Raw genomic sequence first — 19,877 nt, forward strand, 5'->3', positions numbered from 1 at the left:
ATCGATGCGGGATTTTACAGAACAAAACCCTAGTAAAATTATAGTTCATGAAATTATGAACCACAAAATAACTTTACCTTTGCTTATCATAACTAAAATCTCCCGTTACGACATGCATTTGCACCAAAGGCGTGCAAAACCCTTCAAAAGCAACTACGCCAGGAGTACATTGGGCGGGTTGCGGCGTCCCACGGTAGGAGCGCCCCTATCCCAGCAAAAGGCTCAACTTTTTATGTCCCCCATTGAGAAATCCAGCAAACTGGACAACGTCTGCTATGACATTCGCGGCCCGGTGCTTAAAGAAGCCAAACGTCTTGAAGAAGAAGGCAACAAAGTCCTGAAACTGAACATCGGCAACCCTGCCCCGTTCGGTTTCGACGCCCCTGACGAAATCCTGGTCGACGTGATCCGCAATCTGCCCACGGCGCAAGGCTATTCCGACTCCAAGGGCCTCTTCTCGGCGCGTAAAGCGATCATGCAGCACTATCAGGCGCGCAACATGCGTGACGTGACCGTTGAGGATATCTACATTGGCAACGGCGTCTCGGAACTGATCGTCCAATCCATGCAGGCGCTGCTCAACAGCGGCGACGAAATGCTGGTGCCGGCGCCGGACTACCCGCTGTGGACCGCCGCGGTATCGCTGTCCGGCGGCAAGGCCGTGCACTACCTGTGCGATGAGCAGGCCGGCTGGTTCCCGGATCTGGACGACATCATCAGCAAGATCACCCCGCGCACCCGCGGCATCGTGATCATCAACCCGAACAACCCGACCGGCGCGGTTTACAGCAAAGCGCTGCTGGAACAGATCGTCGAGATCGCCCGTCAACACAACCTGATCATCTTCGCCGACGAGATCTACGACAAGATCCTGTATGACGAAGCCGAGCACCATTCGATCGCCGCGCTGGCGCCGGATTTGCTGACCGTCACCTTCAACGGCCTGTCGAAAACCTACCGCGTGGCGGGCTTCCGCCAGGGCTGGATGGTGCTGAACGGGCCGAAGAAGCACGCCAAAGGCTATATCGAAGGGCTGGAGATGCTGGCTTCGATGCGCCTGTGCGCCAACGTGCCGATGCAGCACGCCATTCAGACCGCGCTGGGCGGTTATCAGAGCATCAGCGAGTTCATTCAGCCCGGCGGCCGCCTGTACGAACAGCGCAACCGCACCTGGGAGCTGCTCAACGACATCCCGGGCGTCTCTTGCGTGAAGCCGCAGGGCGCGCTGTACATGTTCCCACGCATCGACGCCAAGCGCTTCAACATCCACGACGACCAGAAGCTGGTGCTGGATCTGCTGCTGCAGGAAAAAGTGCTGCTGGTGCAGGGCACCGCGTTCAACTGGCCTTATCCGGATCACGTGCGCATCGTCACCCTGCCGCGCGTAGACGAGCTGGAAATGGCGGTCGGCAAGCTGGGCCGCTTCCTGGAAGGCTACCACCAGTAATCGCCTGGGGCGCAGCGCCTTGTTGCGCCCTTCTCTCACTGCCCGGTTGCAAAATTCGCCGTCACTGCTTCACAATGGGGCCCTCACTTGCCGTTAAAGAGAGCACCATGAGCCAGAGCCATTTCTTCGCCCATCTGTCCCGCCTGAAACTGATCAACCGCTGGCCGCTGATGCGCAACGTGCGTACCGAGAACGTTTCCGAACACAGTCTGCAGGTGGCTTTTGTCGCCCACGCGTTGGCGGTGATCAAAAACCGCAAATTCAACGGCAACCTCAACGCCGACCGCGTTGCGCTGCTGGCGATGTACCACGACGCCAGCGAAGTGATCACCGGCGACATGCCAACGCCGATCAAGTACTACAATCCGCAGATCGCCCACGAATACAAGAAGATCGAAAAGATCGCCCAGCAAAAGCTGCTGGACATGATCCCCGCGGAGCTGCGCAACGATTTCCGCACCATTCTGGATGAGCACTACTACAGCGAAGATGAAAAGCAGGTAGTGAAGCAGGCAGACGCACTGTGCGCCTACCTGAAATGCCTGGAGGAACTCTCTGCCGGCAACAACGAATTCACCCTGGCCAAGGCGCGGCTGGATAAAACCCTGGAACAGCGCCGCAGCCCGGAAATGGACTACTTCATGGACGTGTTCATCCCCAGCTTCAGCCTGTCATTGGACGAAATCAGCCTCGACAGCTCGCTGTAACTCCGCCGGCGCAGCCTCGCTGCGCCGTTAAAAGCCGTAGAGCCACGGCACCACTATCACGCTGACCGCCATCACCAGCAGGGTGAACGGCACGCCGAGACGCACGAAATCGCCGAACTTGTAATTGCCCGGCCCCAGCACCAGCGTGTTGACCGGTGAAGAAACCGGCGTCATAAAGGCGGCGGACGCGGCGATGGCGATAATCATCGCGAACGGGTATGGCGAAACGCCCATTTCGCGCGCGGCGGCGATGGCGATCGGCGCCATCAGCACCGCCGTCGCGGTGTTGGAAATAAACAGGCCGATGGTGGCGCACAAGACGAACAGGCACAGCAGCATCACGCGCGGCCCCGCACCGCCGGCGACGTCCATCAGCCCGCTGACGATCAGATCCACCCCGCCGGTCTTTTGCAGCGCCTGCGCGAACGGCATCATGCCGACGATCAAAATGATGCTCGGCCAATGGATCGATTTATAGGCGCTCTCCATATCAATACAGCGGAACTTGCCCATCAGCAGACAGGCGATCAGCGCCGCGATCGGGTTGGGGATTTCGTCGGTCAGCATCATCGCCACCATCAGCGCCAGACAAAACAGCGCGTGCGGCGCCTGGGTGATCGCCGGCGCCACTTCGTCCACTTCGGCCGGCAGATTGAGCACGATAAAGTCGTGGGTTTTGGCCTGCAGCTGACGGATCGCCTTCCAGTCGCCGATCACCAGCAAGATGTCGCCCAGCTCCAGCGGCTCGTCCACCAGCTTGCCGCCCAGCGTCTCGCCGTGGCGGCGGATGCCCACCACGTTCAGATCGTAGCGGCTGCGGAACGCCGCTTCGCGCAGGCTTTTGCCCAGCAGCGCCGAGTCCGGGATCAGCGACACTTCGGCCATGCCGACGTTGCGCGACTGTTCCGAGAAGTAATCGCCGCGCAGCACCATCGGCTCCAGCCGCTGCTCGCCGCAGAATTCGCGCAGATCGACCTGGCTGTCCGACATGTCGATCAAGAGGACGTCGCCCTCGCGCAGCTCGGTGCTGCCGGAAGCGCTGACCATCACCCGCCGGAAGCGTTTCCAGCGCTCAATGCCCACCACGTTGGCGCCATAGCGCGCGCGCAGGTGCAGCTCATCCAGCGAACGCCCGATCAGCGGCGAAGCGCTGCGGACAGCCAGCCGCCGCGCGCGGCCGGTCAGCTTGTAGTCGCGGATCAAATCGCGGAAGGTTCGGCGCTGCCAGTCATCGCCGGCTTTGCCCGTGTCACCGCTGCCCAGCCAACGCCGAGCGATCAGCATGTAACCGACGCCCAGCGCCAGCACCGCCAGACCGATGGGCGTCACGCTGAAGAAACCGAAACCATGGATGCCTTCACGCACCAGTTCGCTGTTGACCACCATGTTGGGCGGCGTGGCCACCAGCGTCATCATGCCGCTGATGAGCCCGGCGAAGCTGAGCGGCATCATCAGCCGCCCCGGCGCAATCTTCATTCTCGCCGTCACGCTGAGCACCACCGGGATAAAGATCGCCACCACGCCGGTCGAGCTCATGAACGCGCCCAGCCCGGCGACCGTCACCATCAGCAGCATCAACATTTTGGTTTCGCTGCTGCCGGCCACTTTCACCAGCCAGTCCCCCACCTGATAGGCCACGCCGGTGCGCACCAGCCCTTCACCGATCACGAACAGCGCCGCGATCAAAATCACGTTGGGATCGCTGAAACCGACCGTCGCCTCCTGCAGACTGAGCGTGCCGCTCAGCACGAAGGCGATGATCACCAACAGCGCCACCACGTCCATACGCAGCTTGTTGGTGGTAAACAGCACGATGGCAATCAGCAGTAAACTCAGCACCCACAGTAATTCGCTGTTCAAAACGGCCTCATCCGGCAAATGTCCAAGGGCCTAAAAAATAGCATAAAAAAACCCCGCCGAAGCGGGGTCTAATCAATTAGGGTGAAGATAATGCCGCTCAGGCCAGCCGGCGAACGATCGCGCCCTGCGCCGTTTTATCGACGGCGATCTGCGCCAGCGAATCCAGCCGCAGGTCGACCTGATCCAGCTTCGGCGCATCCGCCGGCGCGTTGACCGCGATCACCTGGCAGCCCGCGGCCAGGCCGGAGAGAATACCGGCCGGCGCGTCTTCAACCACCACGCACTCGTGCGGTGCCAGCCCCAGGCGCTCGGCGCCCAGCAGATAGGCGTCGGGCTGCGGCTTGCCGTGTTTAACCTGCTCGGCGGTGATGAACACCTCCGGCTGCGGCAAACCGCCGGCCTGGCGGCGAGCGCCCGCCACCGGCACCGAACCGGAGGTGACGATCGCCCAAGGGATGCCGAGCACGTTCAGGCGCTCCAGCAGCGCGATGGCGCCCGGCAGCGCGCGAACGCCGTCGGTATCCTGCGCTTCCACCTGCTCCAGCAACTCGAACTCGCGCTGAATTTCTGCTTCGCTTTCGCCCGGCATAAAGTGGCGCAGAGAAGTAATGGCCTGTTTACCGTGAATGAAGTCCAGCACCGCTTGCGGGTTGACGCCGCGGCGTTCGGCCCAGTGCGTCCAGGCGCGCTCTACCGCCGGCAGCGAATCCACCAGGGTGCCATCAAGATCGAACAGAAAACCCTTACACTCCACAGAAAACCTCTTCTTAATCAAGCATTGATGATTTGCGCTATCTCAACGGCGCTCAAGTGATACTGGCGCGGACAGGCCAACCAGATCGCCAGCATGCGCTGGTATTTTTCCCACATTTTGGTCTGGGCGTTGAAACCGTGGCTGCCGGAATCGAAGTGAGTATAGCGCCCCTCGGTGCTGACCAGGAAACGCACGTAGCTCAGGTAGCGCGCCTCGGTGGCGGCGTCGAAGCCGAGAAACGCCAGGCGGCGCTCGTCCAGATCCTGCTTCTCTTTCAGGTTGCCCCAGGAAACCTGCAGCGCATGGTGCATCTCCATCACGTTGATGATGGTGCGGCACACCTCTTCACTCAGTTCGCCGAAGTCGCGATCCAGTTCGCGCATTTGCAAACCGAAGCCGCGTTCGACGATGGTTTGCAACCGGCGATAACGGTCGCCGTTGTCCGGATCGAGCAGGGTCATCATCTTGTACTGGTTCGACAGGATCAGCCGCTGGGCGTTGGTCATTTCCATCAGGATTTCCTCATTTCTGTGTGATGGCGGGAGCATCGCACAGCGCAAGAACGCAGGAAATCACAACTCGACCGTTCTTTGATTTAAACCGGGGTTATTGGCGCTTTGACGAGAAAGGCCGCACAACGCGGCCTTTTTCATTTACAGATCGTCGAGGAAAGTTTTGTCCAGCTGCTTGAAAGCGCGCTTGAGCAGATCGGCCAACGTCTGATAGGTCGGCGTGCCTTCGAGCGGCGCCACCGCCTGCCCGGCTTCCGTCAGCTTGTTGCGCACCTCATGGAACCATTGCAGCAGCGTCGGCGGCAGCGGCGTGACCGAACGGCGCCCCAGCCACCACAGCCCCTGCATCGGCAGGCTGCAGGCGAACAGCGCGGTGGCGATCGCCGGGCCGAGCTGGCCGCCGAGCGCAATCTGCCAGGTCAGCGTGAAAATCGCCAACGGCGGCATGAAACGGATAGCGAAACGGGTGGCACGCGCAACGCGGTTCTCCGGAAAGACCGGTGCCAGACGTTTGTCCGACGGCCAGGTTTTCATATAATGCTGCCCGCGCTGGAAGACCTGAAACCAGCTTACGGAACCGGACGGTTTGCTCGTCATTGCGTACCTCAACGTCACGTAAAGAAACTAAAAGCATGCTGCCAGAGACCATACTAAAAAATTTGAAGCTTTAAATTTATTTTGTGTTTACACCGGGCTATCGGTATCCTAAGCCGGCCTTGTGGCCGGTAGAAGATGACGCAAATTTTGTCAACTTTTAGCCCTATAAAAATCAAGATTATTTAAACCGCAGAGAAATCATCGGTTTTTCCATCATCCTGTGATTTGTGCACGTCACATGATGTTAATCATAAATGTCATCGGCACTATGCGCTACGCTTGTTGTCTGATTGACGATTAATTCACCACGTGTTTTCGATTTTCTTTTAACAACACGACTATTTAAGTAGGTACTTCCATGTCGAGTAAGCTAGTACTGGTTCTTAACTGCGGCAGTTCTTCTCTGAAATTCGCCATCATCGATGCCGTTAACGGCGACGAATTCCTCTCCGGTTTGGCCGAGTGTTTCCACCTGCCTGAAGCTCGCATCAAGTGGAAAATGGACGGCGCCAAACACGAAGCTGCCCTGGGGGCCGGCGCTGCACACAGCGAAGCGCTGAACTTCATCGTTAATACTATTCTGGCACAAAAACCAGAGCTTTCCGCGCAGCTGACCGCCATCGGCCACCGCATCGTGCACGGCGGCGAGAAGTTCACCGCTTCCGCCGTGATCAACGACGAAGTTCTGCAGGGTATCAAAGATTCCGTGCCGTTTGCACCACTGCACAACCCGGCTCACCTGATCGGCATCGCGGAAGCACTGAAATCCTTCCCTCACCTGGCCGACAAGAACGTTGCCGTGTTCGACACCGCGTTCCACCAGACCATGCCGGAAGAATCTTACCTGTATGCCCTGCCGTACAGCCTGTACCGCGACCACGGCGTTCGCCGCTACGGCGCGCACGGCACCAGCCACTTCTACGTGACTCAGGAAGCCGCGAAGATGCTGAACAAGCCGGTGGAAGAAGTGAACGTGATCACTTGCCACCTGGGCAACGGCGGTTCCGTTACCGCAGTGCGCAACGGCCAGTGCGTTGACACCTCCATGGGCCTGACCCCGCTGGAAGGCCTGGTGATGGGCACCCGCAGCGGTGACATCGATCCGGCTATCATCTTCCACCTGCACGATTCTCTGGGCATGAGCGTTGACCAGATCAACAAGATGCTGACCAAAGAATCCGGCCTGCTGGGCCTGACCGAGGTCACCAGCGACTGCCGTTACGTTGAAGACAACTACGACAGCAAAGCCGACGCCAAACGCGCCATGGATGTGTTCTGCCACCGTCTGGCCAAATACGTCGGCGCATACAGCGCGCTGATGGAAGGCCGTCTGGACGCGGTGATCTTCACCGGCGGCATCGGCGAGAACGCCGGCATGGTGCGTGAGCTGACCCTGAACAAACTGGGCCTGCTGGGCTTCGAAATCGACCACGACCGCAACATGGCCGCTCGCTTCGGCAAATCCGGCGCCATCACCAAAGACGGCAGCCGCCTGGCGCTGGTGATCCCGACCAACGAAGAGTTGGTCATCGCGCAGGACGCATCCCGCCTGACCGCGTAATGCTCTCAAAACACCGTCAGCCCAGGCTGACGGTGTTGTTTTAGCCTCATGTTAATCGTGAAGAGGACTATTCTGTGTCACGTACTATTATGTTGATCCCCACCGGCACCAGCGTCGGCCTGACCAGCGTCAGCCTGGGTGTCATCCGCTCCATGGAGCAAAAAGGCGTTCGTCTGAGCGTGTTCAAGCCTATCGCTCAACCGCGCACCGGCGACAACGCGCTCGACCAGACCACCACCATCATCCGCAGCAACTCCACCATTCCGGCGGCCGAACCGCTGCGCATGGACTACGTTGAGGGCCTGCTGAGCTCCAACCAGCAAGACGTGCTGATGGAAGAGATCGTGGCGCGTTACCACGAGAACACCAAAGACGCGGAAGTGGTGCTGATCGAAGGCCTGGTGCCGACCCGCAAGCATCAGTTCGCCAACGCGCTGAACTACGAGATCGCCAAAACCCTGAACGCCGAGATCGTCTTCGTGCTGGCGCTGGGCAACGACTCCCCGGCGCAGCTGAAAGAGCGCATCGAACTGGCGCGCACCAGCTTCGGCGGCAGCAAGAACAAAAACATCACCGGCGTGATCATCAACAAGCTGAACGCACCGGTCGACGATCAGGGCCGCACCCGTCCTGACCTGTCCGAAATCTTCGACGACTCCACCAAAGCCAGCATCGCCCACGTCGATCCTGCGCAGCTGTTCGCCAACAGCCCGCTGCCAGTTCTGGGCTGCGTGCCGTGGAGCTTCGATCTGATCGCCACCCGCGCCATCGACATGGCTCGCCACCTGAAGGCCCGCGTGGTCAACGAAGGCGACATCATGACCCGCCGCGTGAAGTCCGTGACCTTCTGTGCGCGCAGCATCCCGCACATGCTGGAACACTTCCGCCCAGGCTCTCTGCTGGTGACCTCCGCAGACCGTCCTGACGTGCTGGTCTCCGCCTGCCTGGCGGCGATGAACGGCGTGGAAATCGGCGCCATCCTGCTGACCGGCGGCTACGCCATCGACGAGCCGATCAAGAAGCTGTGCGAACGCGCCTTCCAGACCGGCCTGCCGGTGTTCATGGTCGATACCAACACCTGGCAGACCTCGCTGAGCCTGCAGAGCTTCAACCTCGAAGTGCCGGCGGACGACCACCAGCGCATCGAGAAAGTGCAGAACTACGTGGCCAGCCACATCAACACCGAATGGATCGACTCGCTGACCGCCACCTCCGAGCGTTCACGCCGTCTGTCTCCACCGGCGTTCCGTTACGAGCTGACCGAGCTGGCGCGTAAAGCCGGCAAGCGCATCGTGCTGCCGGAAGGCGACGAGCCGCGCACCGTGAAAGCGGCGGCCATCTGCGCCGAACGCGGCATCGCGGAATGCGTGCTGCTCGGCAACCCGGAAGAAATCCAGCGCGTCGCGGCAGCGCAAGGCGTTGAGCTGGGCAAAGGCATCGAAATCGTCGATCCGGTCGCCGTGCGTGAAAACTACGTGCCGCGTCTGGTTGAGCTGCGCAAGAGCAAGGGCATGACCGAAGTGGTCGCGCGCGAGCAGCTGGAAGACAACGTGGTGCTCGGCACCCTGATGCTGGAACAAGGCGAAGTCGACGGTCTGGTCTCCGGCGCGGTTCACACCACCGCCAACACCATCCGCCCGCCGTTGCAGCTGATCAAAACCGCGCCGGGCAGCTCGCTGGTGTCCTCCGTGTTCTTCATGCTGCTGCCTGACCAGGTACTGGTCTACGGCGACTGCGCGATCAACCCGGATCCGACCGCCGAGCAGCTGTCTGAAATCGCCATCCAGTCTGCAGATTCCGCCGCGGCCTTCGGCATCGAGCCGCGCGTAGCGATGATCTCCTACTCCACCGGCAACTCCGGCGCGGGTAGCGACGTCGAGAAAGTGCGCGAAGCGACCCGTCTGGCACAGGAAAAACGCCCGGACCTGATCATCGACGGCCCGCTGCAGTACGACGCCGCCATCATGGCCGACGTTGCCAAGTCCAAGGCGCCGAACTCACCGGTAGCCGGCCAGGCGACCGTGTTCATCTTCCCGGATCTGAACACCGGCAACACCACCTACAAAGCGGTACAGCGTTCCGCTGACCTGGTCTCCATCGGGCCGATGCTGCAAGGCATGCGCAAGCCGGTGAACGACCTGTCGCGCGGCGCACTGGTTGACGATATCGTCTACACCGTCGCGCTGACGGCGATCCAGTCTTCCCAGGCTGACGCTGCCGCCGCCAAGGCGTAATAAACCGTAAAAAAAGCCAGTCAGGTAATCCTGACTGGCTTTTTTATGCCTGATATTCTTGGTGATTATGCTGTTTTAGACAATATCCGCCAAATCCGCTGCACCCACCATCATCGCCAGGCGCTGACGCCCCGTGCAGAAAAATCAATGGTGGGCATGATGGGTGTTTGGCTGTTCGTGGCATAGAAAAATGCCGAATTCGTAAAGGAATACACCTTGCCGGAAAAATTGATGGTGATGCGGTTTCCCTCACCACGGATAGTTGCATCAGCCCGATCCGCCGTCAAGATTGGCGCGCTTTGCCCCAGCACTTTGATAGGGTCCCCATCCAGGCTTCGGTTCAAATAGTAACGATACACATCCGTGTCGGTAGCCCCCGCATTCTGGTACTCGGTGATGTAGAGCCAAATATCGTCGGTCAACTGCTTTTTGCTATAGAGCTTATCGTCATAAGTATCGCGGGTGGTATACCAGTATCCCGCCAATCCGACGACAATAACCAACAAAATTGCCGTCAGCAGCCGATGAGCCCATCTAGTAACCATGCCGATTTGCATAATCAATTCCTTGCTTGATCCAATATTGATCCTGAGGGTCATCACCATACGGCGGGCGTTGATACCAATGACTCCATTCTGACCGAGATGTTCCTGCCCGTGACTGAGCAAATCCGGCGCCCATCAACAAAATTTCTGCGGGAATTCCAGCCGCAGTACCGGTTGCACCATAATTGAAATTACCAAAGTTAGCCAATGCGCGATTTTGCTGCTTGTAATCCCAAGGGCCCCGATTTTTTACCTGCTGGTAGAACCAATAATAAGTACCAGGCAACGCCATGTTGCGTGGTTGCCCCTGCCTGCGCGCCTCACGCAAGTTTCTGGCAAGAACAGTAAAACCGCCTGGCGGCAGTAATGGAACCACGGCCATAATCTCCTCCTTGAGAGCCGAATGTAATTTATGGTGCAGAAACCCAACGGCACTCTCTCAAGCGTTATGCCTATCGCTTCGTTTCACACACATTGCCGTCCTTGTCATTTCATTCATCCCTTCTCTCGCTTTATTACTCCGCACTGGCAATAACCTGCAAAATCTGTCCGTCGCTGATTTTCAGCGAGAAACTGCGCTGCCAGAAACGTTTGGAATCTGCATCCTGAGGATCTACGGTACTGATTGCCACGGTGTATGGCACATTGCTCTCAAATGCCTTGAACGAGTATGGGATACATTGGCCGGGCGTAATCGTCTCAACGGGCTTCGGTGGTAGAGTGGTCCTACGCCAGAGCTCATGCGTTTGGCTATCCAACCGTTGTTCAATAGCGATGCTGACCAGACTGACCCTGCCACTCTGTGTTGGGTAGGCTTGCGGTAAAGAGAAACAGAGATCATTTCCCCGCAGCGTAATATCCGCAGCGTAAAAACGTTGCTTTTCAAGCATACAGCCACTGAGCAACATCATCATGATGAGGGTATAGATTCTTCTCATTTCAGGTTTTTCCTGTCGGCAGGAGCATTAAGAAATCCTTTCAAAACATGCTCATAACGGCTTTTCAAATCTGGACCTATAATACCTTGCATCAGTTTCACCTCAAACCACCGTTCTTTGCCATAACGAGAAAGGATGAAGTAATCTGCAAGAAGGCTAGCTTGTGCCTCCATACCATAATCAGCTAAGGAGTAGTAATCAGGCAGCGAGTATTTATAAGTTACCGCCCAGCTCATTATTCCCCGCAGCCGGACGTTCATCCCCATCTGATACTGCCATACGTGGGCCATTTCATGCATGAACCACCATAGGTAGCGCGTTGTTTCTGTGGAAAAATCTTCCCTGAAGTGTTTTTCAGGCCAATAAAGTTCACCATTAGGCGTAACGGCCGTTTCCTCATTCTGCAAACCAAACGGGAAATAGCTCGCGTTATGCACTTTAACAAGACTGTAGTCGATGGCATTTTTATAGAGAAAACGGGATAGCGTGATCTCGCCTAGCGTCAGCCTTCTGAACGAGCCTCTTGCTGTTATCATTATTCACTCCATGAATATAACTTATTGTATTTATTAGACTGTTTTTATTATCTCTTTTTACCCAAGCATTGGCCATCTATTATCCATTAAAAACAAAAAGCCCCCTAAGGGGCTTCTCAGTTGATAACGCGTGAGTCATAACTCAGATACTGGGCAGGAAGGTATGTGCTTTATACATAGCACCAGACCTCATTCGTTACAGCAGTTGTGATTGACTCGAGAACTATTTTTGCAGCAGCTGCCCGGCGGCCTCCAGAATATGCTCGGCGGTCAGGCCATACTCCTGTTGCAAGAACGCTTGGGTGCCCACCTGGCCGTAACGCTCCTTCACCCCCACGCGCCGCATCGGCGTCGGGCACTCTTCCGCCAGCACCTCCGCCACCGCCGATCCCAGCCCGTTATGAATGCTGTGGTTTTCACAGGTGACGATGCGCCCGGTCTTGGCCGCGTAGGTTTTGATCAGTTCACGGTCGATAGGCTTGAGGGTGAACATATCGATCACCGCCGCGCTGACGCCCTGCTGCGCCAGCCTCTGCGCCGCCTTCAGCGCCTCCGACACCATGATGCCGTTGGCGATCAGCGTAATGTCGTCGCCGTCGCGCAGCAGGTTGCCCTTGCCGATGGTAAAGCGCGAGCCCTCCTGATAGATGCGCGTCGCCTGCTTGCGAATGGTGCGCACCCAGTAGAAGCCGCGCAGATCCATCAGCTGGCGCAGAATGTCGGCGAACATGGTGGCGTCGGTCACTTCCAGCACCACCGAATGCGCAAGCCCGCGCACGATGCCCATGTCCTCGAACGACATGTGGGTGCCGCCGTTGTGGCAGGCGCTCACCCCGGCGTCGGAGGCGATCACCTTGACGTTGTTGCGCTGATAATCCAGCGACATGAACAGCTGATCGAAACAGCGGCGGCTGGCGAAGGCGGTAAAGGTATGCACGAACGGCACCCGGCCGGTGAGCGACAGCCCGGCGGCGACGCCGATCACATTGGCCTCCATGATGCCGCAGTTGATCACGTGCTGCGGGTGATCCTTGTGTACGCCGTCCATCGCCATCGAGCTCATCAGATCCGCCTCCAGCGCGATGATCGGCGCGCCCGCCTCAATCTGCCGACGCACCGCGCCGGCGTAGACTTTGCGCATTTCGACGGCGTCGTTTTCCAACTGCGTCACTACGTTAAACATGGGCGGCCTCCAGTTCGGCGATGGCTTTTTCGATTTCCTGCTGCACGTCCGGCGTCAGGCGCAGGTGGTGAGAGTTCGACAGGTTTTCCAGATAGGCCACGCCCTGCCCTTTGATGCTGTCGAGCACGATCGCCAGCGGCCGCTGTTCGCCGCCGCGCGCCGGCGCTACCGCCGCCAGCAGCGCCGCGATGTCGTCGCCCTTGATGGTCTGCACCTCAAAGCCGAAGGTGCGGAACTTGGCGGCCAGATCGAACGGTTGGATCACCTCGTCCAGCGCGCCGTCCAGCTGTTGCTTGTTGTAATCGATGAACAGCGTCAGGTTGTTCAGATTGTGGTGGGCGATAAACTGGAACGCCTCCCAGCACTGCCCTTCATTCAGTTCCCCATCGCCGAGGATGCTGAACACCCGATTGCGGCGCCCCGCCAGCCGATGGGATAACGCCATGCCGGCGGCGATCGACACGCCCTGCCCCAGCGAACCGGTGGTGGCGTCCACGCCGCGCGTGCGCAGCCGGTCCGGGTGGCTTGGCAGACGCGTGCCGTTCTGGTTGAGGGTCTTCAGCTCCGCCAGCGGGAAGTAGCCCTTGATCGCCAGCGTGCTGTACAGCGCCGGGCCGGCGTGCCCTTTCGACAGCACGAAATCATCGCGCTCCGGCCAGTCCGGATCCGCCGGATCGATGCGCATCACGCTGCCATACAGCACCGCCAGCGTCTCCACCACCGACATGCAGCCGCCGTAGTGGCCGAAGCCCAGCCCGGTCAGCGCTTTCAGCGTTTCCAGGCGGATCGCGCGCGCCAGGGCATGCAGCTCTTCAATTTCCGTTTCGCTCGTTGTGTAGTTCATCAGTCTGCCCTCGTTATTTCTCGACGCGGTCAGCGGCCGGCGCGCCTTTGCGTTTTCCCAGGAAATTATGCGCCACCAGCAGCGCGAACACGGCGACGATCGCCAGCATGATCATCTCTTTCGACATAAAGCGCGCCATATTGCCCAGCAGGATGCCGATCGCGCCGAAGTCGGCGTCGGAGAAGGTGGTGTTGGCAAAGCCCAACGCCCCCAGCACCGGCAGCAGCAATACCGGCAGGAAGGTGATCAGCAGCCCGTTGGCGAAGGCGCCCAGCATCGCGCCGCGCCGCCCGCCGGTGGCGTTGCCGAACACCCCAGCGGTAGCGCCGGTGAAGAAGTGCGGCACCACGCCGGGCAGGATCAGCACCATCTTCAGCTGCCCCAGCAGGAACAGCCCGGCCAATCCGCCAAGGAAGCTGAACAGGAAGCCGATCAGCACCGCGTTGGGGGCATAGGGATAGACCACCGGGCAATCCAGCGCCGGCCGCGCGTTAGGCACCAGCTTTTCCGAGAAGCCGGTGAACGCCGGCACGATCTCCGCCAGAATCAAGCGCACGCCCTGCAGGATGATGAACACCCCGGCGGCGAAGGTGATGGCCTGAATGATCGAATACACCAGGTAGTTCTGGCCGCCGCTGAGCTCGCTTTCCACATAGGCCCGCCCGGCGCAGATCGCCAGGATCAGGTAGATGACGATCATGGTCATCGAGATCGAAATGGAGCTGTCGCGCAGGAAGCTGAGGTTTTTCGGCAGGTTCATCTCCTCGGTCGAGCGCGAGTTTTTACCCACCTTCGAGCCGATCCAGCCGGACAGCACGTAGCCCAGGGTGCCGAAGTGGCCGAAGGCGATATCGTCGTTGCCGGTGATGCGGCGCATATAGCGCTGGGCGATCGCCGGGAAGAACGCCATCACCAGCCCCAGGGTCAGCGCGCCGGTAAACACCAGTTGCACGCCCTCGAAGCCCGCCACCGTCAGGATGATGCCGATCATGCAGGCCATGTAGAAAGTGTGGTGGCCGGTCAGGAAGATGTATTTCAGCCGGGTGAAGCGTGCCACCACGATATTCGCCACCATGCCGAACGCCATGATCAGCGCGGTGGAGGCACCGTATTTCTCCAGCGCGATCGAGACAATGGCTTCGTTATTCGGAATGATGCCCTGAATATTGAACGCATGTTCGAACATGCCGCCCAGCGGATTGAGCGACCCGACCAATACCGTGGCGCCGCCGCCTAAAACGATAAATCCGAGAATGGTTTTTACCGTGCCTTTCACCACGTCGGAAAACGATTTCTTTTGCGCCAGCAAACCGATCAGCGCAATAAGCCCGACCAGCACCGAAGGCACCTTTAATATATCCACCACAAACTTAAGCGTTTCCTGGATAAACATATCCACCTCGCCAATCGTTTTATTCAGATGATTGAGTGGGCTTCGAAGTAAGCGCGCAGCTTGGCTTCCAGCTCATTAATGTCGATGATGTTGCTGATCACCACCAGCTGCTCGGCCGGTACGCTGGCGCTGTCGGCGATGTCTTTCGCCATCACGAACACGTCGGCGGCGCCGGGGGTGGCGGACGACAGATCGGAGTGTTCGACCTCGGCCTCCACGCCCATCTTTTTCAGCACCTTTTTAATGTTCATTTCCACCATAAAACTGCTGCCGAGACCGGAACCGCAGATCGCCATGATTTTCATAATATCCACCTGTTGAATTTAGCGTGTAGGGTAGCGCCGCCGGTCATATTCCCGGCGTTGTTAGCATTGATGGTATTCCTGGTGATTAAGCGTTAATAGCGGGCGATAATATCCTCGATTTGCCGTTTATCTTTGGCGTGAAATAACGCCGCCATGGCCTGATTGTCTGAAAATAATTCCGCCAGTTGCGAAATCAATTCGATGTGGCTGTCGCCGTCGGGCGCCGAAAGCATCACCACCACCTGAACCGGATCGTTATCTGCGGAATGAAAATTCACCCCCTGATGGATCTTCAACAGCGATAATCCCAACGCGTTGGCGCCCTCTTCGGGCCGGGCGTGCGGCATGGCGATGCCCGGTGCCAGGACGAAGTAGGGGCCGAGCTTCTCCTGCTGATGAAAGATGGCCGTCAGGTAATTCGGCGTAATCACGCCGTCTTGCAGCAGCGGCTGCGCGCTCAGCGTGACCGCCTGGCGCCAGTCCTCCACCCGTTCGCACAGCTGTATATGATCGGCGGTCAGCCACTCTTTCAGCACGTTACCCTCCTAAAGGTTGATGGTTTCGGCCGGTGATTAATTCACCGACGACGGTAAAACTTTAATCAACCCCTCCCGGCCACACAGTGATGGATATCACAAAGATAGCGCTACCAAAGCGCTATCATGCAGATCTGTGATAGCGCTATCAAAACGCCGCGCCGCGGCATGGCGTTAACCACAATTTTTTCTCGCTCTTTCGGGTAACGGGGTAGAATGTGCCGCATACGGGGATCGTCGAAGCCGCGCCGTCGGCTTCCCGCCCTCACCATTTTTATGCGCCGCGCGCGCATTTCAGTCGGGATTAGGCATGTCGATCGGTAAAAAACGACGCAGCACGGGCAGGGTGACGTTGGCTGACGTAGCGCAGCTGGCAGGCGTCGGCACCATGACGGTGTCGCGCGCGCTGCGCACGCCGGAGCAGGTTTCAGACAAACTGCGCGAGAAGATTGAAGCCGCGGTAAGCGAACTGGGGTATCTGCCCAACCTGGCCGCCAGCTCGCTGGCGTCGGCCTCGTCCTACACCATCGCCATGGTGGTGCCCAGCCTGTCCGAATCCGGCTGCGCCGAGATGTTCGCCGGCCTGCAGAAAGTGCTGCAGCCGGCCGGTTATCACATCATGCTGGCGGAATCGCAGCACCATCTGGAGCGCGAAGAGAAGCTGCTGGAGACCCTGCTTTCCTACAACCTGGCGGCGGCGGTGCTGCTCAGCGTCGAGCATTCGCAAAACGCCCGCAACGCGCTGATCGCCGCCAACATTCCGGTGGTGGAGATCGGCGCCGTACGCGCCGATCCGATCGACATGAGCATCGGCATCGACTACGTGGCGGCGATGTATCAGCTGACGCAAACGGTGATCGCCAGCGGCTATCAGAACATCGGGCTGCTGTGCGCCAACCAGGAACAGTGGATCTTCCAGCAGCACCTGCAGGGCTGGCACAAGGCGCTGCTGCGCAACCATATGTCGCCGCATCGGGTGATCAACGCCGCGCAGCCCGCCAGCTTCAGCACCGGCGCGCAGCAGCTGCCGGAATTCTTGCTGGCCTGGCCGGAGCTGGACGCGCTGGTGTGCGCCTCGGACGAACTGGCCGGCGGCGCGCTGTATGAATGCCAGCGGCGGCGCATCAAGGTGCCGGACAATCTGGCGGTGGTGGGGTTCGGCAACAGCGAGTTCAGCCGGGTGTGCCAGCCGCCGCTGACCACCATGACCATTCCGCATCGCGACATCGGCATTCAGGCCGGCCAGGCGCTGCTGGCGCGGCTGAATGAGCAGCCCTGGCAGCCGGCAGGTTCCCTGCCCGCCACGCTGTGCCGCCGCGACAGCTGCTGAATCCGCACCATAAAAAAAGCCGGTCGATGACCGGCTTTCTTACGCGTTGGCGTCTCAGTGGTTGTCGAGCGGCTTGCCGTAATCCTGTTCGTTGTTGCGCGTCAGCCACAGCGACAGCGCCTTCAGCGAATCCGGAGTAAACTCGTCGCAGCGCGCGGTGATCTCTTCCGGCGTCAGCCAGCACACCTCGGCCACTTCTTCTTCCTGCAGCGCGAACGGGCCGTGCGATACGCAGCTGAACAGCGCGCCCCACACCCGGCACTGCTCTTCTTCGAAGTAGAACAGACCGTGTTCGGCGAAAGGCACGCCGGCGATGCCCAGCTCTTCTTCCGCCTCGCGGCGCGCCGAGTCCAGCACGTTTTCACCGCTTTGCACCACGCCGCCCGCCGTCGCGTCCAGCCAGCCCGGGTAGAAGTCTTTGATCTCGGTGCGACGCTGCACCAGAATTTTTCCCATCCCATCATGCACCACAATATAGGTAGCACGATGACGCAGCCGCTCCGCCCGCATCTGTTGACGACTGGATTGCGCAATCACCTCGTTTTGCTCGTCGACGATATCAACCCATTCGGTATCTGCAGCCTGACCCTGTTCCGCCATCCTCTAAAACCTTCTATTTTGGCGCGATGCATCCCGCGCGCTGGTTAATCAATGAGTGCTTTTCAAAGATTTTTATTGTGTGTGTATAAATTAGTGCGTTTAGCGTGTTAACGCCACCTCCGCGACGACCTTGCCGTCGTCGAGCGTCAGCACGCTCAAAGTGCCCCGATCCAACATGCCGTAGCTGGCCGGAAAGCCCCCTTTGGGGATGCTGACCGAGCCCGGATTGAAGCAATAGATCTCACCCTGCCGCTCCGCCTGCGGCAGATGCGTATGGCCGTAGGCCAGGACGTCACCGCGGGATAACGGCGGCAGTGCCGAGGGATGATAAAGGTGACCGTGGGTCAAAAACAATCGTCTTTTTTGCAGTAAAACCTGTTGCCAGGGCGCCTCGATGGGAAACGTCAGCAGCATCTGATCGACCTCGCTGTCGCAATTGCCGCGAACGGCGATGATCTTGTCGCTATAGCGATTCAATCGTTCGGCAACCTGAGCGGGCTGATACCCGGCCGGCAGCGCGTTGCGCGGGCCGTGATTCAGCAAATCACCCAGAAGAATCAGCCAGTCGGCGCCGTTTTGTTCAAACAATTCCAGCACGCGTTCGGTGGCCGGCAGCGAGCCGTGGATATCCGAGGCGAACATCAGCTTCATAACCTTGTCCTATAGAGGGAAATAAGCGCCATTTTACCGCGCCGGCGCCGTGCGGCAAACCGCCGCCCGCCCCGATGGAGAATTGTGATCCAGCCGCGCAGATAGCATCGGACGAATCCCACATAGCCTGCTATCCTTAGCTGCTATTGTTGGATCTCTGATATACCTTTGTGCGCGGCGAAGACCGCAGCAACGTGTAATGAATTACAGATCACCTTACCGCAGGAGGCAACATGATTGACCTGTATTACGCGCCTACTCCCAATGGTCACAAGATCACCTTGTTTTTGGAAGAGGTCGGCTTACCCTACCGTATCCATCGCGTAAACATCAGCGCCGGCGAGCAGTTCAAACCGGACTTTCTGAGCATTTCTCCCAACAACAAAATCCCGGCGATCGTCGATCAGCAACCGGTGGATGGCGGCGAGCCGATCAGCCTGTTCGAATCCGGTGAAATCCTGCTGTATCTGGCGGAGAAGACCGGCAAACTGCTGAGCAAGGGCCTGCGCGAACGCGCCGCCACCCTGCAGTGGCTGTTCTGGCAGGTGGCCGGGTTCGGGCCGATGCTCGGGCAGAATCACCACTTCAACCACTACGCGCCGCAGCCGGTGCCCTACGCCATCGAGCGTTATCATCTGGAGACCAAGCGGCTGTACGGCGTGCTGGAAGCCGAACTGCAAAAACACCCGTACCTGGGCGGCGACAACTACAGCATCGCCGATATCGCCACCTACCCGTGGGTGGTGTCGCATCCGCGCCAGCGCATCGATCTGGCGGATTACCCGGCGGTGCGCAACTGGTTCGAACGCATCAGCAACCGCCCGGCGACCGAGCGCGCCTATAAGCTGGCCGAACAAGGCTAAGTGCCTCCCCGACTCCCCGCCACCGGGGAGTCACATCGTCCCTACGTTATCATTTCCCTACTTTCCGTGTATTCTGAACGCCAATAATCAGACCTATGGAGAATCTCTGATGTCTTTCAGTCAACCCGACGCCGTTATTCGCATTAAAAATCTGCGGCTGCGCACGTTCATCGGTATCAAGGAAGAGGAAATCAACAACCGACAGGACATTCTGATCAACGTGGTGATCCACTACCCGGCGGACAAGGCGCGCAACAGCGAAGACATCGCCGATGCGCTCAACTACCGCACCATCACCAAAGCTATCATCCGCCATGTGGAAGATAACCGTTTCGCGTTGCTGGAAAAATTAACGCAGGATGTGCTCGATATCGTAAAAGAACACGCCTGGGTGACCTATGCTGAAGTGGAGATAGATAAACTTCTGGCTCTGCGCTACGCCGATTCTGTCTCCATGACCATGAGCTATCGCAGGGACTAA

The 19,877-nt window shown here is 58.8% G+C and carries 22 protein-coding genes; 7 read left to right on the plus strand and 15 right to left on the minus strand.

What is annotated here, in order from left to right; all coding sequences use genetic code 11:
- The first annotated feature begins 232 nt into the window (after window positions 1-232).
- Together ACJ8IM_RS03660 and yfbR are read left to right on the plus strand one after the other, a co-directional pair.
- Window positions 233-1,447, plus strand: coding sequence for a pyridoxal phosphate-dependent aminotransferase (locus ACJ8IM_RS03660; RefSeq protein WP_004936047.1), 1,215 nt, complete (start codon window positions 233-235; stop codon window positions 1,445-1,447).
- A gap of 107 nt (window positions 1,448-1,554) precedes the next feature.
- Window positions 1,555-2,154 carry a 5'-deoxynucleotidase gene (gene yfbR, locus ACJ8IM_RS03665; protein ID WP_025303666.1) on the plus strand — a complete coding sequence of 200 codons (600 nt, stop codon included), beginning with the start codon at window positions 1,555-1,557 and terminating at the stop codon, window positions 2,152-2,154.
- A 27-nt stretch (window positions 2,155-2,181) separates the two neighbouring features.
- On the opposite strand, the gene ACJ8IM_RS03670 is transcribed toward yfbR, so the two are convergent.
- The 4 genes from ACJ8IM_RS03670 to yfbV all read right to left on the minus strand — a co-directional run bounded on the left by ACJ8IM_RS03670 (window position 2,182) and on the right by yfbV (window position 5,877).
- Complete coding sequence (locus tag ACJ8IM_RS03670) at window positions 2,182-4,032, minus strand: SLC13 family permease (RefSeq protein ID WP_071883829.1); 1,851 nt, start codon at window positions 4,030-4,032, stop codon at window positions 2,182-2,184.
- A 79-nt stretch (window positions 4,033-4,111) separates the two neighbouring features.
- Window positions 4,112-4,768, minus strand: a complete 657-nt coding sequence (locus ACJ8IM_RS03675; protein WP_033653760.1) for a sugar phosphatase — start codon at window positions 4,766-4,768, stop codon at window positions 4,112-4,114.
- A 17-nt stretch (window positions 4,769-4,785) separates the two neighbouring features.
- Window positions 4,786-5,280 carry a YfbU family protein gene (locus ACJ8IM_RS03680; RefSeq protein ID WP_016926898.1) on the minus strand — a complete coding sequence of 165 codons (495 nt, stop codon included), beginning with the start codon at window positions 5,278-5,280 and terminating at the stop codon, window positions 4,786-4,788.
- A gap of 141 nt (window positions 5,281-5,421) precedes the next feature.
- Window positions 5,422-5,877: a terminus macrodomain insulation protein YfbV gene (gene yfbV / locus ACJ8IM_RS03685; protein ID WP_004936061.1), complete on the minus strand. Its 456-nt coding sequence runs from the start codon at window positions 5,875-5,877 to the stop codon at window positions 5,422-5,424.
- 358 nt (window positions 5,878-6,235) lie between these two features.
- Here yfbV and ackA point away from each other — a divergent pair, with 358 nt between their 5' ends.
- Window positions 6,236-7,438, plus strand: a complete 1,203-nt coding sequence (ackA, locus tag ACJ8IM_RS03690) for an acetate kinase (protein WP_004936063.1) — start codon at window positions 6,236-6,238, stop codon at window positions 7,436-7,438.
- 74 nt (window positions 7,439-7,512) lie between these two features.
- A complete protein-coding gene (gene pta, locus ACJ8IM_RS03695) occupies window positions 7,513-9,672 on the plus strand; it encodes a phosphate acetyltransferase (protein WP_033653759.1) in 2,160 nt (719 codons plus the stop codon).
- Window positions 9,673-9,782: 110 nt separating this feature from the next.
- Here the strand turns inward: pta and ACJ8IM_RS03700 are convergent, their stop codons facing one another.
- The 9 genes from ACJ8IM_RS03700 to ACJ8IM_RS03740 all read right to left on the minus strand — a co-directional run bounded on the left by ACJ8IM_RS03700 (window position 9,783) and on the right by ACJ8IM_RS03740 (window position 15,952).
- Entirely contained in the window at window positions 9,783-10,229 is a 447-nt protein-coding gene (locus ACJ8IM_RS03700) for a hypothetical protein (protein ID WP_033653823.1), read from the minus strand.
- Complete coding sequence (locus ACJ8IM_RS03705; RefSeq protein ID WP_072008404.1) at window positions 10,207-10,599, minus strand: polymorphic toxin type 44 domain-containing protein; 393 nt, start codon at window positions 10,597-10,599, stop codon at window positions 10,207-10,209. Before ACJ8IM_RS03705 ends, ACJ8IM_RS03700 begins: the two co-directional genes overlap by 23 nt.
- Window positions 10,600-10,732: 133 nt before the next feature.
- Entirely contained in the window at window positions 10,733-11,155 is a 423-nt protein-coding gene (locus tag ACJ8IM_RS03710) for a putative T6SS immunity periplasmic lipoprotein (protein WP_041036067.1), read from the minus strand.
- Window positions 11,152-11,691, minus strand: a complete 540-nt coding sequence (locus tag ACJ8IM_RS03715; protein WP_033635334.1) for a hypothetical protein — start codon at window positions 11,689-11,691, stop codon at window positions 11,152-11,154. Before ACJ8IM_RS03715 ends, ACJ8IM_RS03710 begins: the two co-directional genes overlap by 4 nt.
- Window positions 11,692-11,914: 223 nt before the next feature.
- A complete protein-coding gene (locus ACJ8IM_RS03720) occupies window positions 11,915-12,874 on the minus strand; it encodes a transketolase family protein (protein WP_101455539.1) in 960 nt (319 codons plus the stop codon).
- The gene (locus ACJ8IM_RS03725; RefSeq protein WP_101455540.1) at window positions 12,867-13,718 is read right to left on the minus strand and encodes a transketolase; all 852 of its coding nucleotides are present in this window, start codon (window positions 13,716-13,718) and stop codon (window positions 12,867-12,869) included. The genes ACJ8IM_RS03720 and ACJ8IM_RS03725 overlap by 8 nt, the downstream gene beginning before the upstream one ends.
- Before the next feature lie 13 nt (window positions 13,719-13,731).
- The gene (locus ACJ8IM_RS03730; protein WP_004936074.1) at window positions 13,732-15,111 is read right to left on the minus strand and encodes a PTS ascorbate transporter subunit IIC; all 1,380 of its coding nucleotides are present in this window, start codon (window positions 15,109-15,111) and stop codon (window positions 13,732-13,734) included.
- A gap of 23 nt (window positions 15,112-15,134) precedes the next feature.
- Complete coding sequence (locus tag ACJ8IM_RS03735) at window positions 15,135-15,416, minus strand: PTS sugar transporter subunit IIB (RefSeq protein WP_025303676.1); 282 nt, start codon at window positions 15,414-15,416, stop codon at window positions 15,135-15,137.
- Window positions 15,417-15,508: 92 nt separating this feature from the next.
- The gene (locus ACJ8IM_RS03740; RefSeq protein ID WP_033653756.1) at window positions 15,509-15,952 is read right to left on the minus strand and encodes a PTS sugar transporter subunit IIA; all 444 of its coding nucleotides are present in this window, start codon (window positions 15,950-15,952) and stop codon (window positions 15,509-15,511) included.
- Window positions 15,953-16,262: 310 nt separating this feature from the next.
- Here ACJ8IM_RS03740 and ACJ8IM_RS03745 point away from each other — a divergent pair, with 310 nt between their 5' ends.
- Window positions 16,263-17,282 (plus strand): LacI family DNA-binding transcriptional regulator, encoded by a 1,020-nt coding sequence (locus ACJ8IM_RS03745; RefSeq protein ID WP_004936083.1) that lies wholly within the window; start codon window positions 16,263-16,265, stop codon window positions 17,280-17,282.
- Window positions 17,283-17,336: 54 nt separating this feature from the next.
- On the opposite strand, the gene yfcD is transcribed toward ACJ8IM_RS03745, so the two are convergent.
- Window positions 17,337-17,882, minus strand: coding sequence for an NUDIX hydrolase YfcD (gene yfcD, locus ACJ8IM_RS03750; RefSeq protein WP_004936086.1), 546 nt, complete (start codon window positions 17,880-17,882; stop codon window positions 17,337-17,339).
- A gap of 99 nt (window positions 17,883-17,981) precedes the next feature.
- Window positions 17,982-18,533: a phosphodiesterase gene (gene yfcE / locus ACJ8IM_RS03755; protein ID WP_047571196.1), complete on the minus strand. Its 552-nt coding sequence runs from the start codon at window positions 18,531-18,533 to the stop codon at window positions 17,982-17,984.
- Between the two features lie 233 nt (window positions 18,534-18,766).
- On the opposite strand from yfcE, the gene yfcG reads away from it, so the two are divergent.
- Together yfcG and folX are read left to right on the plus strand one after the other, a co-directional pair.
- Window positions 18,767-19,396: a GSH-dependent disulfide bond oxidoreductase gene (yfcG, locus tag ACJ8IM_RS03760; RefSeq protein WP_033635339.1), complete on the plus strand. Its 630-nt coding sequence runs from the start codon at window positions 18,767-18,769 to the stop codon at window positions 19,394-19,396.
- A 109-nt stretch (window positions 19,397-19,505) separates the two neighbouring features.
- Window positions 19,506-19,877 carry a dihydroneopterin triphosphate 2'-epimerase gene (gene folX / locus ACJ8IM_RS03765; protein WP_033635340.1) on the plus strand — a complete coding sequence of 124 codons (372 nt, stop codon included), beginning with the start codon at window positions 19,506-19,508 and terminating at the stop codon, window positions 19,875-19,877.

Source organism: Serratia sp. CY33525, assembly GCF_052169115.1.
Lineage (GTDB): Bacteria > Pseudomonadota > Gammaproteobacteria > Enterobacterales > Enterobacteriaceae > Serratia > Serratia sarumanii.

Coding starts and splice junctions, on each gene's coding strand:
- ACJ8IM_RS03720 (WP_101455539.1), bottom strand. CDS start 12,874: ATGTTTAACGTAGTGACGCAGTTGGAAAACGACGCCGTCGAAATGCGC.
- yfcG (WP_033635339.1), top strand. CDS start 18,767: ATGATTGACCTGTATTACGCGCCTACTCCCAATGGTCACAAGATCACC.
- yfcE (WP_047571196.1), bottom strand. CDS start 18,533: ATGAAGCTGATGTTCGCCTCGGATATCCACGGCTCGCTGCCGGCCACC.
- ackA (WP_004936063.1), top strand. CDS start 6,236: ATGTCGAGTAAGCTAGTACTGGTTCTTAACTGCGGCAGTTCTTCTCTG.
- yfbV (WP_004936061.1), bottom strand. CDS start 5,877: ATGACGAGCAAACCGTCCGGTTCCGTAAGCTGGTTTCAGGTCTTCCAG.
- ACJ8IM_RS03705 (WP_072008404.1), bottom strand. CDS start 10,599: ATGGCCGTGGTTCCATTACTGCCGCCAGGCGGTTTTACTGTTCTTGCC.
- ACJ8IM_RS03715 (WP_033635334.1), bottom strand. CDS start 11,691: ATGATAACAGCAAGAGGCTCGTTCAGAAGGCTGACGCTAGGCGAGATC.
- ACJ8IM_RS03730 (WP_004936074.1), bottom strand. CDS start 15,111: ATGTTTATCCAGGAAACGCTTAAGTTTGTGGTGGATATATTAAAGGTG.
- folX (WP_033635340.1), top strand. CDS start 19,506: ATGTCTTTCAGTCAACCCGACGCCGTTATTCGCATTAAAAATCTGCGG.
- ACJ8IM_RS03710 (WP_041036067.1), bottom strand. CDS start 11,155: ATGAGAAGAATCTATACCCTCATCATGATGATGTTGCTCAGTGGCTGT.
- ACJ8IM_RS03660 (WP_004936047.1), top strand. CDS start 233: ATGTCCCCCATTGAGAAATCCAGCAAACTGGACAACGTCTGCTATGAC.
- yfcD (WP_004936086.1), bottom strand. CDS start 17,882: ATGGCGGAACAGGGTCAGGCTGCAGATACCGAATGGGTTGATATCGTC.
- ACJ8IM_RS03725 (WP_101455540.1), bottom strand. CDS start 13,718: ATGAACTACACAACGAGCGAAACGGAAATTGAAGAGCTGCATGCCCTG.
- ACJ8IM_RS03745 (WP_004936083.1), top strand. CDS start 16,263: ATGTCGATCGGTAAAAAACGACGCAGCACGGGCAGGGTGACGTTGGCT.
- ACJ8IM_RS03735 (WP_025303676.1), bottom strand. CDS start 15,416: ATGAAAATCATGGCGATCTGCGGTTCCGGTCTCGGCAGCAGTTTTATG.
- ACJ8IM_RS03680 (WP_016926898.1), bottom strand. CDS start 5,280: ATGGAAATGACCAACGCCCAGCGGCTGATCCTGTCGAACCAGTACAAG.
- yfbR (WP_025303666.1), top strand. CDS start 1,555: ATGAGCCAGAGCCATTTCTTCGCCCATCTGTCCCGCCTGAAACTGATC.
- ACJ8IM_RS03700 (WP_033653823.1), bottom strand. CDS start 10,229: ATGCAAATCGGCATGGTTACTAGATGGGCTCATCGGCTGCTGACGGCA.